At 67.7% G+C, this 13759-nt stretch carries 13 protein-coding genes and 1 riboswitch; of the genes, 3 read left to right on the top strand and 10 right to left on the bottom strand.

All coding sequences use genetic code 11. The features are described 5' to 3' along the window. Positions 1 to 2 precede the first annotated feature (2 nt). Entirely contained in the window at positions 3 to 749 is a 747-nt protein-coding gene (locus AC1DFE_RS03445) for a maleate cis-trans isomerase family protein (RefSeq protein ID WP_476904506.1), read from the top strand. A gap of 22 nt (positions 750 to 771) precedes the next feature. Here the strand turns inward: AC1DFE_RS03445 and AC1DFE_RS03440 are convergent, their stop codons facing one another. The 3 genes from AC1DFE_RS03440 to AC1DFE_RS03430 form a co-directional block, all read right to left on the bottom strand. Continuing rightward, on the bottom strand, positions 772 to 1689 hold the full coding sequence (locus AC1DFE_RS03440) for a diacylglycerol/lipid kinase family protein (protein ID WP_476904505.1): 918 nt from the start codon (positions 1687 to 1689) through the stop codon (positions 772 to 774). Positions 1690 to 1823: 134 nt separating this feature from the next. After that, positions 1824 to 3053 (bottom strand): MFS transporter, encoded by a 1230-nt coding sequence (locus tag AC1DFE_RS03435; protein ID WP_476904504.1) that lies wholly within the window; start codon positions 3051 to 3053, stop codon positions 1824 to 1826. 11 nt (positions 3054 to 3064) lie between these two features. After that, on the bottom strand, positions 3065 to 3988 hold the full coding sequence (locus AC1DFE_RS03430; RefSeq protein ID WP_476904503.1) for a dihydrodipicolinate synthase family protein: 924 nt from the start codon (positions 3986 to 3988) through the stop codon (positions 3065 to 3067). A 106-nt stretch (positions 3989 to 4094) separates the two neighbouring features. Here AC1DFE_RS03430 and pdxR point away from each other — a divergent pair, with 106 nt between their 5' ends. After that, entirely contained in the window at positions 4095 to 5504 is a 1410-nt protein-coding gene (gene pdxR / locus AC1DFE_RS03425) for a MocR-like pyridoxine biosynthesis transcription factor PdxR (protein WP_476904580.1), read from the top strand. 27 nt (positions 5505 to 5531) lie between these two features. On the opposite strand, the gene AC1DFE_RS03420 is transcribed toward pdxR, so the two are convergent. After that, positions 5532 to 6137 (bottom strand): LysE/ArgO family amino acid transporter, encoded by a 606-nt coding sequence (locus AC1DFE_RS03420; protein WP_476904502.1) that lies wholly within the window; start codon positions 6135 to 6137, stop codon positions 5532 to 5534. A gap of 69 nt (positions 6138 to 6206) precedes the next feature. Here AC1DFE_RS03420 and AC1DFE_RS03415 point away from each other — a divergent pair, with 69 nt between their 5' ends. After that, the gene (locus tag AC1DFE_RS03415) at positions 6207 to 7121 is read left to right on the top strand and encodes an ArgP/LysG family DNA-binding transcriptional regulator (protein ID WP_476904501.1); all 915 of its coding nucleotides are present in this window, start codon (positions 6207 to 6209) and stop codon (positions 7119 to 7121) included. An 11-nt stretch (positions 7122 to 7132) separates the two neighbouring features. Here the strand turns inward: AC1DFE_RS03415 and AC1DFE_RS03410 are convergent, their stop codons facing one another. The 6 genes from AC1DFE_RS03410 to AC1DFE_RS03385 form a co-directional block, all read right to left on the bottom strand. Next, entirely contained in the window at positions 7133 to 8680 is a 1548-nt protein-coding gene (locus tag AC1DFE_RS03410; protein WP_476904500.1) for a purine-cytosine permease family protein, read from the bottom strand. Further along, positions 8677 to 9090 carry a YybH family protein gene (locus AC1DFE_RS03405; RefSeq protein ID WP_476904499.1) on the bottom strand — a complete coding sequence of 138 codons (414 nt, stop codon included), beginning with the start codon at positions 9088 to 9090 and terminating at the stop codon, positions 8677 to 8679. Before AC1DFE_RS03405 ends, AC1DFE_RS03410 begins: the two co-directional genes overlap by 4 nt. A 250-nt stretch (positions 9091 to 9340) precedes the next feature. Further along, complete coding sequence (locus tag AC1DFE_RS03400; RefSeq protein WP_476904498.1) at positions 9341 to 10270, bottom strand: LysM peptidoglycan-binding domain-containing protein; 930 nt, start codon at positions 10268 to 10270, stop codon at positions 9341 to 9343. 4 nt (positions 10271 to 10274) lie between these two features. Further along, positions 10275 to 10440: riboswitch (cyclic di-AMP (ydaO/yuaA leader) on the bottom strand. 157 nt (positions 10441 to 10597) lie between these two features. Further along, entirely contained in the window at positions 10598 to 11971 is a 1374-nt protein-coding gene (locus AC1DFE_RS03395) for an NAD(P)(+) transhydrogenase (Re/Si-specific) subunit beta (protein ID WP_476904497.1), read from the bottom strand. Then, positions 11968 to 12306 (bottom strand): NAD(P) transhydrogenase subunit alpha part 2, encoded by a 339-nt coding sequence (locus AC1DFE_RS03390; RefSeq protein WP_476904496.1) that lies wholly within the window; start codon positions 12304 to 12306, stop codon positions 11968 to 11970. Before AC1DFE_RS03390 ends, AC1DFE_RS03395 begins: the two co-directional genes overlap by 4 nt. After that, complete coding sequence (locus AC1DFE_RS03385) at positions 12306 to 13592, bottom strand: Re/Si-specific NAD(P)(+) transhydrogenase subunit alpha (RefSeq protein WP_476904495.1); 1287 nt, start codon at positions 13590 to 13592, stop codon at positions 12306 to 12308. The genes AC1DFE_RS03390 and AC1DFE_RS03385 overlap by 1 nt, the downstream gene beginning before the upstream one ends. Between the last annotated feature and the right edge of the window lie 167 nt (positions 13593 to 13759).

Raw genomic sequence — 13759 nt, 5'->3', positions numbered from 1 at the left:
TCATGGCTTCTCCAAACCGCGTTACCCCACCAGCCCGCCCGACCCGGATCGGCATGATCGTGCCGTCCTCGAACACCTGCCTGGAACCGCAGAGCTACCGCATCCTGGGCGACCGCACGGACGTCACCATCCACTTCACCCGGATTCCGGTCACCCGGATTGCGCTGGACGATTCATCCGACAGGCAGTTCGACCCCGCCGTCATGCGCGAGGCCGCCAGGCTGCTGGCGACCGCGGACGTGGACGTGATCGCTTGGAACGGCACGTCGGGGTCGTGGCTGGGGTCCGGGCACGACCGCGACCTCGTCCTTGAAATCACCGACGCCACCGGCATTCCCGCCACGACGTCCACCCTCGCGTACCTGGAGGCGTTCCGGTCCTTCCGCACCGAGCGGATCGGGCTGTTCACGCCGTACACGGCGGACGTCAACGAGGCCATCATCAAGTCCTATGAGCGCGAGGGCATCAAGACCGTCAGCCACCGCTGCCTGGGACTGAGCGACAACGAGTCCTTCGGCCGGGTCACCGATGATGAAATGCGTCCAGGCTCCCGGGAGCTCGCGGCGGACGCGCCCGATGCGCTGATCTACCTCTGCACCAACCTCTACGGCGCCAACATGGCGGCCGAAATCGAGGCGGGCACGGGCGTCCCGGTGCTGGACTCGGTTGCCGTCACGCTGTGGCACTGCCTGAAGCTCGCCGGATCCCCCTTGCTGGCACCAAGGTGGGGCACGCTGCTCGGCGACTGAGTGCCTCCATCCGGACTGGCATCTACATCCGGACTTTGAGCGCCCCGGGGTCCACCCGGATGGACACGTGGTTCACCGTGCCCACGTGGTCGCCGTCGAGCTGGAACTCCTCCTCGTGCTCCAGCGTGACCTCGATCTTCTTGCCCTGGAAGTACTCCGCCGATTCCTTTTCGTTCGTCCTGCGGCCGAAGATGCCCGCCGCGACGCCGAGCCAGCCGAGGCGGCCGCGGGGGGCCAGGATCAGCAGGTCCAGGACGCCGTCGTCGATCTTCGCCTCGGGGAAAATCTCGATGCCGCCCATGATCCGGCCGCAGTTGCCGGCCATGACACTGCGGATCCGCCGCTTGACCGGGTGCTTGTCGTCCACCTTGACGGTGGCCCTGACCGGCTTGCCCGGCAGCTTCCGGATGCCGGCTTCGACGTACGCGAGCCAGCCCATGCGGTCCTTGAGCGCGTCCACCGTGTCCGCCATGATCGCGGCGTCGTAGCCCACGCCTGCCATCACCAGGAAGACGTGCTCGCCGTCGGACCCGTCAAAGGTGGCCCTGGCGACGTCCACCGTGCGGTCCGTGCCGTTCAGCACGTCGTACGCCGCGGAAACGGGATCGGAGATGTCCACACCCATGTTGCGGGCCAGCAGGTTGCCGGTGCCCAGCGGCACCATCCCCATCGGGGTATCGGTGCCGGCCAGCGCCTCCGCCACGCACCGCACGGTTCCGTCGCCGCCGGCGGCAATGACGACGTCGACCCCCGCCTCCAGCGCCTCCCGGGCCTGGCCTACTCCCGGGTCTTCGACGGTGGTTTCCAGCCACAGCGGCTCGGCCCAGCCCTGCGTGTCGCACAGCCGGATCAGCGAGGCGCGGAGGCCGGCACCAACAGCCTTGGCGGGGTTGACCACCACGGCGGCCCGTGGCGGCGAGGAAGCATTTTGCGCTGTCATGGTGTCCTTCGGCTGGGGCGGGCGGGCCCGAAAGCCCCGGAACTCAAATCGTAACCGCGATCCCGCGATATGGGCACGAACCTATCGATCCGGCTGATACTTGCGAAGGGCAACCGGCCCTCAACCGGCGGCCCTCACCCCGCGGGCCGGGCGCGGCGGGAGCTACGGTCCATCACCGATGCCCCGGCAGCCGCGAGGATCAATGCGGAAGCCAGGAACAGGGGAAGCTGCGGCTCCCCAGTCATCGCAGCGCCGGCGGCGGCTGTTCCCGCTGACCCGGCGGCGATTTTGAGGGCACCAACCCAAACAAACACCTGCCCCCGGACGTGCGGCGGGGCAAACTCGCTGCGCGCGGCCAGCGTTGCCGCGAAAAAGTACGAGTTCATGACCCCCGCGGCTGCGTATGCAGCGACGGCAGGCGCAAAGGACGCCGACAACGCGGCTACGGCGAGCGCCGCGGCCACGAAGCCGGCAAGCCGGGTGACCAGCCGGTCCGCATCGCCCCGCAGCGGACGGCACATCACGCCGGCCGACCCGGCCAGGCCGCCCAAACCGTACGCCGCTGTCAGAACGCCGGCGGCGGCCGGCGGGACCTGGAACATGGCGGTGGAGGCGACGGCGGCGATGGGAAGCGCCGCAACGGAGAATGCCACGGTGACGGTCAGGTACAGCGTCCGCCGAAGTCTGCCCGTAGCAGTCATGAGCCGCAGCGTCTGGACCGGCCTCGGAACATCGGCTGCGCCAGCAGCGGGGGGAACGAAGGGCAGCAACCGCACGACGCCGGCAGCCACGAACGTGCCCGCCGCCAGGATGAGCGCGGCTGCTGTGGGTCCCACCCAGGCAAAGACAGCGGCCACGACGCTCGGCCCGATGGTCCCGCCGATTCCGTAGGTGGCCACGTCCCAGCCCTGGGCACGGCGCTGGCTGACCTGGTCCGGGCCGGCGATAGCGGGAAGGCGGCTGCTGATGCCGCCGGTCAGCAGGGGCCCCACCATCCCCGAAACCACCAGCAAAACGCCCGTGACCGCCGGCCAGACCAGCGGGTACAGCAGCACGGCGGCTGCGAGGGTGGCGCCATGGACGACGCACGCCCATGCGATCAGGACCCGTCCGTCACGGCAGGAGTCCAGGCTCCGCGCCACGACCGGCCCCAGGAGGTGCGGCGCGGTGATGCAGGCGCCGAGCAGGCCGGCAAGCCAGCCCGGCGCCCCGCTGGTGCTGACCATGAGGACAATCGCCACAACGGCTCCGCCGTCCGCGGTGCGCGCCAGCGTCGCGGCCGCCACGTAGCGGCCCAATCCCCCGCGGGCCCGGGCCGGGTCCGGCGCTATTTGCTCGGCAGTTCCGCGCTTCAGGCCGTCCATGCCGCACCTGCTCAGGAGCCTAATCCGCTGAGGCGCAGTGCCTCCTGGACCTTGGCGCGACCCTCAACGTCCAGGCTTTGCAGTGGGCGGGGCAGGCACGGTGCCTCCACGAAGCCAAGGACTTCAGCCATGGTGGCAACGACCCGCAGGCTTCCGAAACTGCGGAAGAGCGCCCACACGGGCTCCAGCGCGGCAGAGGCTTCCAGTGCCTGGTCGCCCTGACCGGCGAGTTGGCCGGCGAGTTGGCCGGTTTGATGGCTGGCCCGGGCGAGGTCAACGACGGTCCTGCCGGTCTTGGGAAACAGACCAGCGAGGACTGAGTACCAAACGTCGCACCCGGAGAGCAGGGCTTCCGCCGCGGCCCAGTCACCGCTGATGCCCAGGGAAACACCCTCCGGAACTGCTGCCCGGAGCCTGGCGATGCGGCTGGCGGCTTGACCCGGTGCCGGGGGCGGGAACTTGATCGATGCGATGCCGGGAAGTTCGGCGATGCGGCCGTGGAGTTCGTCGGTGAAGGTGAACCCGGTGGTGGCCGGGTTGTCGTAGACGGCTATCGGCAGATCGGACGCCGACGAGACCTGGCGGTAGAGGCCATAGACCTCTTCTTCAGTCAGCCGCTGATACGACACCGGCGCCAGCAGCAGGCCCGAGGCACCCGCGATTTGGGCATCTTCAACGCAGTCCAGCACGTCACGGGTGCGCATGGCACCGACGCCTGCCACGACGGGCGTTCCCTGAGCAGCTTCGACGCCTGCCTCCACCACCTTGCGGCGTTCCTCGCGGAGCAGATAAGTGTAGATGCCTGTCGAACCGAGCACACCGATGGAGTCCACCCCGGCATCAACGCACCGCGAGACCAGCCGCACAAACGCGGCTTCGTCGACGTTGTCCCCGGCGAGCGGAGTCAGGGGAAATGCGCACAGGCCGTTAAACACGGGGGCGTGTCCTCTCTTCAGTTCAGCTTCGGTTTGCTTCCCTTCATGCTCACAGCCCGATTGGTCCTAGCATAGATCCAAGAATCAAGGATTCAGGAGGACCAAGATCGAAGCCGAACTGCCGCTGGTCCTGGACCACCAGAGCCGCGTTCCGCTGGCCGCCCAGCTGGTCGGCCGTCTCCGGGAAGCGATCCTGGACGGAGCCCTGGGGCCGGAACACAGCCTGCCTGCATCGCGGCGCCTTGCCGCCGGACTGGGCGTCTCCCGCGGAGTGGTTGTCCGCGCTTACGAGCAGCTCACGGGTGAGGGATATTTGGAAAGCCGGGGCTCGGCCGGCACCCGCGTGGCGGTCCGCTCCGACGGCCGGGGCATGGCGTCCGGAGGCACCCGGGCCGCGTCCGGCCAGGACCAAAGCGCGACGATCGACCTGACCCCGGGACGGCCGTCCGGCACCCCGTTCCGTGACCGCGACTGGCGGGCCGCGTGGCGGAAGGCAGTGGCCGAGCCGGTGGAGGTTGAGCTTCCGGCCGCCCTGGGCACTCCCGTCCTTCGTGCTGCCGTGGCTGATCACCTCGCCGCGTCCCGCGGGCTAACGGTCAGCGCTGACGACGTCGTCATCACGGCCGGTACCAGCGACGCTCTGCAACTGATCGTCACGGCACTCCGCGGCGAAACGGACCGGCCCCGCATCCTGATGGAGGACCCCGGCTATCCCACCGCCAGGCGGGTGCTTTCCGCGGCGGGAGCCGCGGTGGAAACCCTTCCGGTTGCCGATGACGGGCTGGAAACAGCTCAGCTTGCGGCCCTTGGTTCCCACCCCGACGCCGTCCTGGTGACTCCCAGCCACCAGTACCCCCTGGGCGGCCGCATGCCGGTGAAGGAAAGGCTTGCCCTGCTGGCCTGGGCCGAGGCCAACCGGGTGATCATCCTCGAGGACGACTATGACAGCGAGTTCCGGCACCGGCGGATGCCCCTGCCCGCCCTCGCGTCGCTGCCCTCCACTGCCGACGTTGTTCTGGTGGGCACCTTCTCAAAGTCCCTGAGCCCGTGGCTGCGTTGCGGCTATCTAGTGGTCCGCGGCACCTCAGGGCAGCGTCTGAAGGACGCCCGGCTTGACCTCGGCACACCCGTTCCCGGCGTGATGCAGTCCGCCTTGGCCAGCTACATTGCGGGCGGCGGCCTCGCACGGCACATCGCCCGGGCGCGGCGCCAGTATGCGCATCGCCGGGAACTGCTGATCGACCGGCTCGGCGGACGGGCCGACGTCGAATTGTCAGCCCTGGACGGCGGCCTGCACGCCGTCATCCGGCTTCAGCCGAATGTTCCCGCCGGGCGCCTGGCCGAGGAATCACTGGAGCTCGGGGTGCGGGTGGTGACGCTGGCAAGCTACTTTGCAGAGCGGACGCCGGAAAACGGCCTGGTCATCGGGTACGGCGCCCCGACCGATCTTCAGCTTGCCCGCGCGCTGGATACCATCGCCGGGATACTCGACGGAATGGCCGGCGGGCCGCCGTAGCAGCGTGGCGGGACCGCCGGCTGTCCCTTAGTGTCCGGCCGCGAGAACCATGGCAAGGGTGAGCATGAGCAGGGCGACTCCGCCGTCGAGGATGCGCCACGACGCCGGCCGCGCGAAAAAGCCGCTGAGTCCGCGTGCCCCGTAGCCGAGGAGGGGAAACCAGAGAGCGCTGCCCGCAGCGGCCCCAGCCCCGAAGAGCCACTTGCCCGAATCACCATGGGTGTTGGCCAGCGACCCCAGCAGCACCAGCGTGTCGAGGTAGACGTGGGGGTTTAGCCACGTGATGGCGACGGCGGTGAGCACGGCAGACCAGACGGTCCCCCTGCCTGGGGCATCTGCTGCCTTGAGCGCCCCGGGCCGCAGCGCGCGGCGCGCGGCGAAAATCCCGTATGCAAGAAGGAATGCGACCCCGAACCACCGCACTACGGCGAGCAGTACGGGAGCGCCGTGGATGAGGGCGCCGATCCCCGCCACGCCGGCGAGGATCAGGACCGCGTCGCTGAGGAGGCACACCAGGACGACGGGAAGGACGCCCTCGCGCTTGAGCCCTTGGCGTAGAACAAAAGCGTTCTGGGCCCCGATGGCAACGATAAGGCTAAGGCCCGCTCCGAGCCCGGTGAGAAAGGGAAGCATCCTTCGAAGGTACGGTCACAAAATCTGAAAGGCAATTCACTTTTTCTGTACTTACATTAGAATATCTTCATGGAACTCGACCAGCTCAGGGCCCTTGCCGCCGTCGTCGACCACGAGACCTTCGACGCAGCGGCCGGTGAACTGCGCCTCACGCCCTCAGCCGTGAGCCAGCGCATCAAGGCGCTCGAACGGTCCGTGGGCAGTGTGCTGGTGCGCCGCCTCAAGCCAGTTCGCCCGACGCCGGCGGGCGAACAGCTTCTCCGCTCCGCGCGCCAGCTCCTGCTCCTCGCGGACGAGGCGGTCCTTGCCCTCCGCGGTCCCGGGCCTGCGGAGGGGGACGACGGCGGGCTGCCCAGTGCCGAGCGGCTGCGGGTACCGATCGTGGCCAACGCGGATTCGATCGCGACGTGGCTGCCGGCGGCCTACCGGGAGATCGCACTGGGCGGCCGGGTGGCGCTCGAGCTGCTGCGCGACGACGAGCACGCCACGGCCGACCTCCTGCGGTCCGGCGACGCGGTCGGGGCGATCACCGCGGACCCCCGGCCGGTGCAGGGGTGCACCATCCGTACGCTCGGCACCATGGTGTACCGGGCCAAGGCGTCGCACGAGTTCGTGGCCCGCTGGTTCCCCGACGGCCCCACCCAGGAGGCCCTCGCCGTCGCCCCGGTCATGCAGTATGACCGGAAGGACACGCACCAGCTCGCGGTCCTCGCGCGCGTCGCGCCGGACGCCACTCCCCCGCAGCACTTCATTCCTGATTCAGTGCAGTACGTCGAATCGGTCCACGCCGGTCTCGGCTGGGGCATGGTGCCGGACCAGCAGGACCCCGATAACTCGCTCCTTGAGCTCGATCCGGCGTGGAGCGAGGACCTGCGGCTCTACTGGCAGGTGTGGACGCTGGACTCGCCGGGCCTCACGGAGGTGACGAACGCCGTCGTCCGTGCCGCCCAAACGCTGCCGCCGCACCGAAACCAACTCCGGTGAGGCGGGAGGGTTTAGGACAGCACGGACTCGAGATCCTTCTTCTCATCAACGATCGCGACGTTCTTCGGGGCTGCTGCCCTGACGAACCTTGGTCCGGCCGGGCCAAAGGCGTCTGCGGGTTCCGGGAAGAGCCACAGCACCGCGGGGTAGAGAACTGCAGCCAGGCCAATGGAAACAGGGATACTCAGGTCCACTCCCGCGGCGAGATTGCCTAGGGCACCGACGAACTGGTTCGGAACGTTCACGAACATGACTCCCATGACTGCAGAGAAGATCCAGACGCCCATCGCCCGCCAGTTCCACCCGCGGTTGAACCAGTACCGGCCACCAACCTGGCGGCGGTTGAAAACCTGGAGGGAGTCGGCGTCGTACCAGCCCCGCCGCGTCACGTACCCGATCATCATCATGATCATCCAGGGCGCGGTACAGGTGATGATGAGCACCGCGAATGTGGAGATGCTCTGCACAATGTTGAAGGCAAAGCGGCCCACAAAGATGAAGACGATGGCGATGGACCCGATGAACAACGTCGCCTGCACGCGGGAGAACCTGGGAAAGACGCTGGAAAAGTCGAGGCCTGTTCCGTAAAGCGCGGTGGTGCCGGTGGACATTCCGCCCACCAGGGCTATGAGGCACACCGGCAGGAAGTACCAGGCAGGGGAAACGGCCAGGAGACCGCCCACATAGTCAGAGTTTTCAAAGAACGCCGGCGCCTCCGTGGCAATGATGGTGGCCGTGACCAGCCCAAAGCCAAACGGCACAAGGGTAGCCACTTGGGCCAGAAAGGCAGCAGCCATGACCTTTCGCTTTGGCGTCTCAGCCGGGATATACCGGGACCAGTCGCCCAAAAACGCGCCGAAGGAGATCGGGTTGGACATGACGATCAGTGCCGATCCTATGAAGGACGGCCAGAACAGTGCGTTAGTAGCACCATCCGCCGCCTGCCCGAACGTCCCGGCGTAGGACGGGTCGAACGAACCCGCGAAGGCAAAGATGCCGAGGAGGAAGAGCAGGGACGCGGCGACCACCGCGATCTTGTTGACCCAAAGCATGAAACGGAACCCATAGATGCACACGGTCAGGATCAGGACAGCAAAGACGCCGTAGGCGAGGCTTAGCGTGACGGCGTTTTGGGGCAGGCCGACCAGGCGATTCGCACCCCCTACCAGCGCGTCCCCTGAACTCCACACGGAAATGGAGAAGAAAGCGAACGCCGTCAGGAGCGACAAGAAGGACCCCACTACGCGGCCGTGCACGCCCAGATGCCCGGACGACGAAACGGCATTGTTCATTCCGTTGGTCGGGCCAAAAACGGCCATCGGGCAAAGTATCAGGCCGCCAACCACGACACCCAGGACCGTGGCCAACAGTGCGTCCTTGAAGGACAGCCCAAAGAGGATGGGAAACGATCCCAGGACCACCGTTGCAAACGTATTTGCGCCGCCGAACACCAGACGGAACAGGTCCAGCGGTTTCGCGGTCCTGTCGACAGCGGGAATCGGTTCGATGCCGTGCTTTTCGACTTCGGTCACGGCAGGGGCTTTGAAATCATTTGTCATGAGATCGCCTTCGGGCTAACGGGCGTCGGAGAAAGATGCTCGTGAACGGCCAGCACGCCGCCAGACTCGGTCCTGGTGAAAATGATGGTCTCCCTCTCGTGAAGGGTCTCTTTGGTGCCGGCAACGTCGATGACGGTCTCGACATCGTGGCTGAAAACGGCGCAAGGGCCGGCGACCTGGATCTGCGCGTTCGAACTTGCGCAGTCTGAGACCCGCCAGCCATCCTCAAGCCAGTTCTGCCACAGGGCGCGGTACTCCCCGCGCGAAGTAAGGCGGTTCGGTTCGGTATAGAAGACGAAGGTCGCGTCAGGTGCGAAACAGTCGAAGTACTCGTCTGTGTCGGTTGCCGCGAAGGCGGTCATCAGCCTCTTCGCTGCTGCCTCAACCTCGGCGGTGGTGATTAGGTCCACGGGAACTCACTCTCGGCGTTGCGTGCAAATTGTCAGCCGTGACGTGTCCCAGCTCACATCCGGTCAGGTTGCCAGTTAACCCGACAGAGTATCCTCCAGTCAACAATTGTTGCTTGCAAGTTACTTTTGTTGCGGACATTCAGCTGCACATAGCCACCTAACGCAGCAGCGGCAGGTGCCGATGCACCCGCCGCTGTTGCGTTATTCCGTTTCGCCGGTTCGGCATTCGCCGTTAGGCACCTACCCGCAGTTAGGCGTTCACCCGCACATACGTGGAGCCGGTGAGCCAGGAGGCCGGGTGCACGATGGTTTCGTTGACGCCGTTCATACCGCTGCTGATGGCCTGCCCGCCGCCGATGTAAACGCCGACGTGCCCGGCGCTGATCATCAGGTCGCCGGGTTGCGGGGCGGAGACGGGTGTTCCGTACTGGTAGAACTGCGCGGGCGCGAGATCACCGACGGACTTGCCGACGGAGCGCAGTGCCTGTTCCACCAGGACGGTGCAATCCTGGGTGGCGCCGAGCTGCGCCCGGGCGGAGGCCACAATGGCGCCGCCGACGCCGCTGGCCGACTGGGTGGCAGCCGCTACCGGAGTGGTTGCTGCTGCGGGCGTTATCGACGCGGAGGCGTTGTATATTCCCATGCCGGTGGGCTCCTGGACGGCCGGGGCTGCGGGCGCAGCAGGAGCCGCAGGGACTGCGGGAGTTGCCGGTACCGCGGGAACTGCAGCTGCGCCCGGCCCCGGGATGAAGATCTGGTCGCCGGGGTAAATGACCGAGGCCAGGGACAGGCCGTTCTCTGCGAGTAGTGCATCGAGGCTGACGCCATGGCGTGCTGCGATGGCACCAAGGGTGTCGCCGGGCACTACGGTGTGCGACGCGCCGGCAACAGCAGATCCTCCGCTTGCCGGGGCGGCCAGCGCCTGGCCAGCGACGGACTGGGCAGTAGCCGCCGGGGCAGTAGCGGCCTGGGCAGCGGCGCTGTCCGGCGTCTCGGGCGCATACGCGCCTGCGTGGGCCGGTGCCCCCGCGCCGAAGAGGAGTCCGGAAGCAACGGCGGCGGCGGCCGCCGGCTTGGCAACCGAGGCGGCGTTGGACTTGAAGGAATACGACAGCCCCTGCAGGGCGATGGACGTCGTGGGGGTAGCGCGATGGCGCGCGGCGGTGGACTTACGTGACATGGTTGATGTGCCTCTCCCATGCCTGCGGGGTGAGCTGTCGGGTTCGGATGGGAGTCACCCGGTCCTGCCCGCCCGTGAGCGGAGCGTCTGGACTTAACCCCAAGGTCTTGGCGTGCAAGGCCGGTAGAAAAGTGGTTCCCCCGTCCCTGCCTGTTGGTCATTGCGAACGGATCCCGGTCAGCGGCAGGGCTCGGCATTCTGCCCGGGAATGCCCTGAGCGGAACCAGGGCACCGGCCGAGGCTATCGCACTCATGCACCAAAAGTCACATTTCGGTAACGGCCGGCGCTTAGGGTGCGGTCAGGAAAGGGGTGCGGAATGCCCCACCTTACAGGGCCTTCACCGCCCCGAGCACCTTCGTCAGGGACTCCTTCGCATCGCCGAACAGCAGGGTGGTCTGCGGCTCGAACATGAGGTCGTTCTCGATCCCGGCGAACCCGGGACGCATGGACCGCTTGAGGAACACCACCTGGCGCGCGTCGGCCACCTCAAGGATCGGCATTCCGTAAATCGGGGAACCGGAGGTGGTCTTCGCGGCGGGATTCACGACGTCGTTCGCGCCCACCACCAGCGCGACGTCGGCGGTGCGGAACTCGGAATTGATCTCGCCCATTTCCTTGAGCGATTCGTAGGGCACATTGGCCTCGGCGAGCAGCACGTTCATGTGCCCGGGCATGCGGCCTGCCACGGGATGAATGGCGAAATCCACGCGGGTGCCCCGGGATTCCAGGGCCTGCGCCAGCTCTGCCGCCGTGTGCTGTCCTTGCGCCACAGCCAGGCCGTAGCCGGGAACGATGATCACGCGCTGCGCGTAGCCCAGCAGCACCGCCACGTCCTCCGGACTGGACGAGCGGACCGGACGGTCGCTCACGGCGGTGGATCCCGCCGTCGAGCCTCCCCGGAACGCGCCGAACAGGATGCCGGCCACGCTGCGGCCCATGGCCGCCGCCATCGCCCGCGTGAGGATGGTGCCCGATGCCCCCACCAGCGTGCCCGCCACCACCAGGAGCACGTTCCCCAGCACCAGGCCGGACGCCGCAACCGCCAGGCCGGTGAACGCGTTGAGCAGCGAGATGACGATCGGCACATCGGCGCCGCCCACCGGCAGCACCAGCAGCACGCCTGCCACCAGGCCCAGCAGCAGGAGCAGCAGCGCCAAAATCAGCGACCCGCCCAGCACGACGGCGGCCGCGGCACCGACGGCGGCGAGCAGCACCGCCCCCATGAGTACCGGCAGCCCGGGGAACACCACCGGGCGCGTGGTCATGAGCTCCTGCAGTTTCGCGAATGTCACGGCGGAGCCGGCAAAGGACACCGCCCCGACAAGCAGGGTAAAGACGACGGCGACACGCACCCAGGCGTCCTCGGCGTGCGGCAGTTCCAGCAGAGCCACGAGGGCGGCGGCGCCGCCGCCCACACCGTTGAACAGCGCCACGAGCTGCGGCATCTGGGTCATCTTGACGCGCCTGGCCACCGGGGCTGCCACGCCGGAGCCGACGACAATGGCGCCGAGGATCAGGGGGACGTTGTCCAGCCGGGTGGAGAAAAAGACGGTGACGACGGCGACCAGCGCTCCGAAGGCGCCGATCAGGTTGCCGCGGCGGGCGGTCCGCGGGGAGTTGAGGCCCTTCAGCGCGAGGATGAAGAAGACGGCGGCCGCCAGGTAGAGGAGCGCGGTGACGTTGGGGTCGAGGAGAGTCACCGTGCTGTCTCCTTGCTGCCGGCCGGCTTGGTCTCGGTCTCGTGTGCCGGCCTATCCGGCTTGCGGCCGCGGAACATCTCCAGCATGCGGTCCGTCACCACAAAGCCGCCCACCAGGTTCGCGGTGGCAAGAACAACCGCCAGCAGCGCCACCGCAAGTACCCAGGGGTGCGTGGCCTGGCCGGCAACGATGATGGCGCCCACCAGGATGATCCCGTGAATGGCGTTCGCGCCGGACATCAGCGGCGTGTGCAGCGTGCTGGAAACCTTCGACACCACTTCGAAGCCGACAAACACCGCAAGCACGGTGATGGTCAGCACGCTGATACCGTCCATCAGACCACCCCTTCGTTTTCCGACGCTTTCTCCGGCCCGTTCTCCAATTCGTCGGCGAGTTCGTTCTCCGCCTCGTCGCCGAGTTGGTCCCCTGATGTGCCGGCTGAAGCGCCGGCAGATGCGTCTCCCGGCGCGTCCGCTCCGGCGAGCGACGCAAGAGCCTCCGCCGTCGGCGGGTGCCGCACCACGCCGTCGTGCGTCAGGCAGGCACCTGCTACCACGTCGTCGTCGAAGTCCGGGGCCACCGTCCCGTCCCTGGTCATCAGGGCCAGCAGGTTGGCGACGTTCTTCGCGTACAGCCGGGAGGCATCTGTGGACATGGCCGACGGCGCGTCCTTAAGGCCGACGACGGTGACCGTCCCCTTTCCGTCGGCAGTGGGGATGTGGACGTCCCGGCCGGGAACGGACCCCTCGACGTTGCCGCCGGACTCCGCTGCGAGGTCTACGACGACTGATCCGGGGCGCATGCCCTGCACCATTTCACGGGTCACCAGGAGCGGGGCATGCCGCCCGGGGACGGCCGCCGTCGTGATCAGTACATCGGCATCGGCGACGTGCGGTGCCAGCAACTGCCGCTGCAGGGCGCCGCGGTCGTCGCTGAGCTCGCGGGCGTACCCGCCAGCCGCCTCCGCAGTCTCCAGGTCCAGTTTGATAAAAGTGCCGCCCATGGACGTGACCTCTTCCGCGGAGGACGGACGGATGTCGTTGGCGGAGACGCGGGCGCCGAGCCGTTTGGCCGTCCCGATCGCCTGCAGGCCAGCCACGCCGACGCCGAGCACCAGCACCCGTGCGGGCGGGACGGTTCCGGCAGCGGTCATGTACAGCGGGAAGAAACGGGGAAGGCGGATGGCGGCTTCGAGGACGCAGCGGTAGCCGGCCACGAGGGCCTGCGAGGATAGGGCATCCATGGACTGGGCACGGGAAATGCGCGGCACGAGTTCCAGCGCGAAGGACGTGACCCCGCCGTCGGCGAGGGCCCTGACCGTGGCGAGTTCGGACGACGGCGAGGCCAGACCCACTGTGACGGCGCCCCGCTTCAGGGCTGTCGCCATCGGAAGTTCCAACGGACGGACATGGGCGAGGATGTCCAGCCCGGCGGGATCGAGATCGGGCACGATGTGGGCCCCTGCCTGGCGGTATTCGTCGTCAGCATGCCCGGCGGAAACACCTGCCCGGGATTCGACCAGCACCTCCAGGCCCAGTCCGGCCAGCTGCTTTACGGTTTCCGGCGTCGCAGCTACCCGCCGTTCGCCTTCCCGGCGCTCCCGCGCAATGCCCAGCTTCACCCGCCACTTCCCTTCCAACGGGTGCAGCGGCTCCTGCTCTGGGGGGTCCCGCCGGGGCGGGACCAACGGAGCGGCAGTGCTGCACGTAGTTGGCTAGAGTCTATGGCCCAAGGGCGCGCGGCGGGAGGGTGACGGGATGCTTAGAAGTATCGCGGAAAAGTCCGCGC

The organism is Arthrobacter sp. 05T423 (assembly GCF_056396245.1).
This window is presented reverse-complemented; position numbering and strand designations above follow the sequence as displayed.

What these genes read in the sequence shown, in the direction of transcription:
- AC1DFE_RS03390 (WP_476904496.1), bottom strand. Translation starts at nt 12,306, where the DNA reads ATGGACGGTATCAGCGTGCTGACCATCACCGTGCTTGCGGTGTTTGTC.
- AC1DFE_RS03440 (WP_476904505.1), bottom strand. Translation starts at nt 1,689, where the DNA reads ATGACAGCGCAAAATGCTTCCTCGCCGCCACGGGCCGCCGTGGTGGTC.
- AC1DFE_RS03435 (WP_476904504.1), bottom strand. Translation starts at nt 3,053, where the DNA reads ATGGACGGCCTGAAGCGCGGAACTGCCGAGCAAATAGCGCCGGACCCG.
- AC1DFE_RS03415 (WP_476904501.1), top strand. Translation starts at nt 6,207, where the DNA reads ATGGAACTCGACCAGCTCAGGGCCCTTGCCGCCGTCGTCGACCACGAG.
- AC1DFE_RS03400 (WP_476904498.1), bottom strand. Translation starts at nt 10,270, where the DNA reads ATGTCACGTAAGTCCACCGCCGCGCGCCATCGCGCTACCCCCACGACG.
- AC1DFE_RS03420 (WP_476904502.1), bottom strand. Translation starts at nt 6,137, where the DNA reads ATGCTTCCCTTTCTCACCGGGCTCGGAGCGGGCCTTAGCCTTATCGTT.
- AC1DFE_RS03410 (WP_476904500.1), bottom strand. Translation starts at nt 8,680, where the DNA reads ATGACAAATGATTTCAAAGCCCCTGCCGTGACCGAAGTCGAAAAGCAC.
- AC1DFE_RS03445 (WP_476904506.1), top strand. Translation starts at nt 3, where the DNA reads ATGGCTTCTCCAAACCGCGTTACCCCACCAGCCCGCCCGACCCGGATC.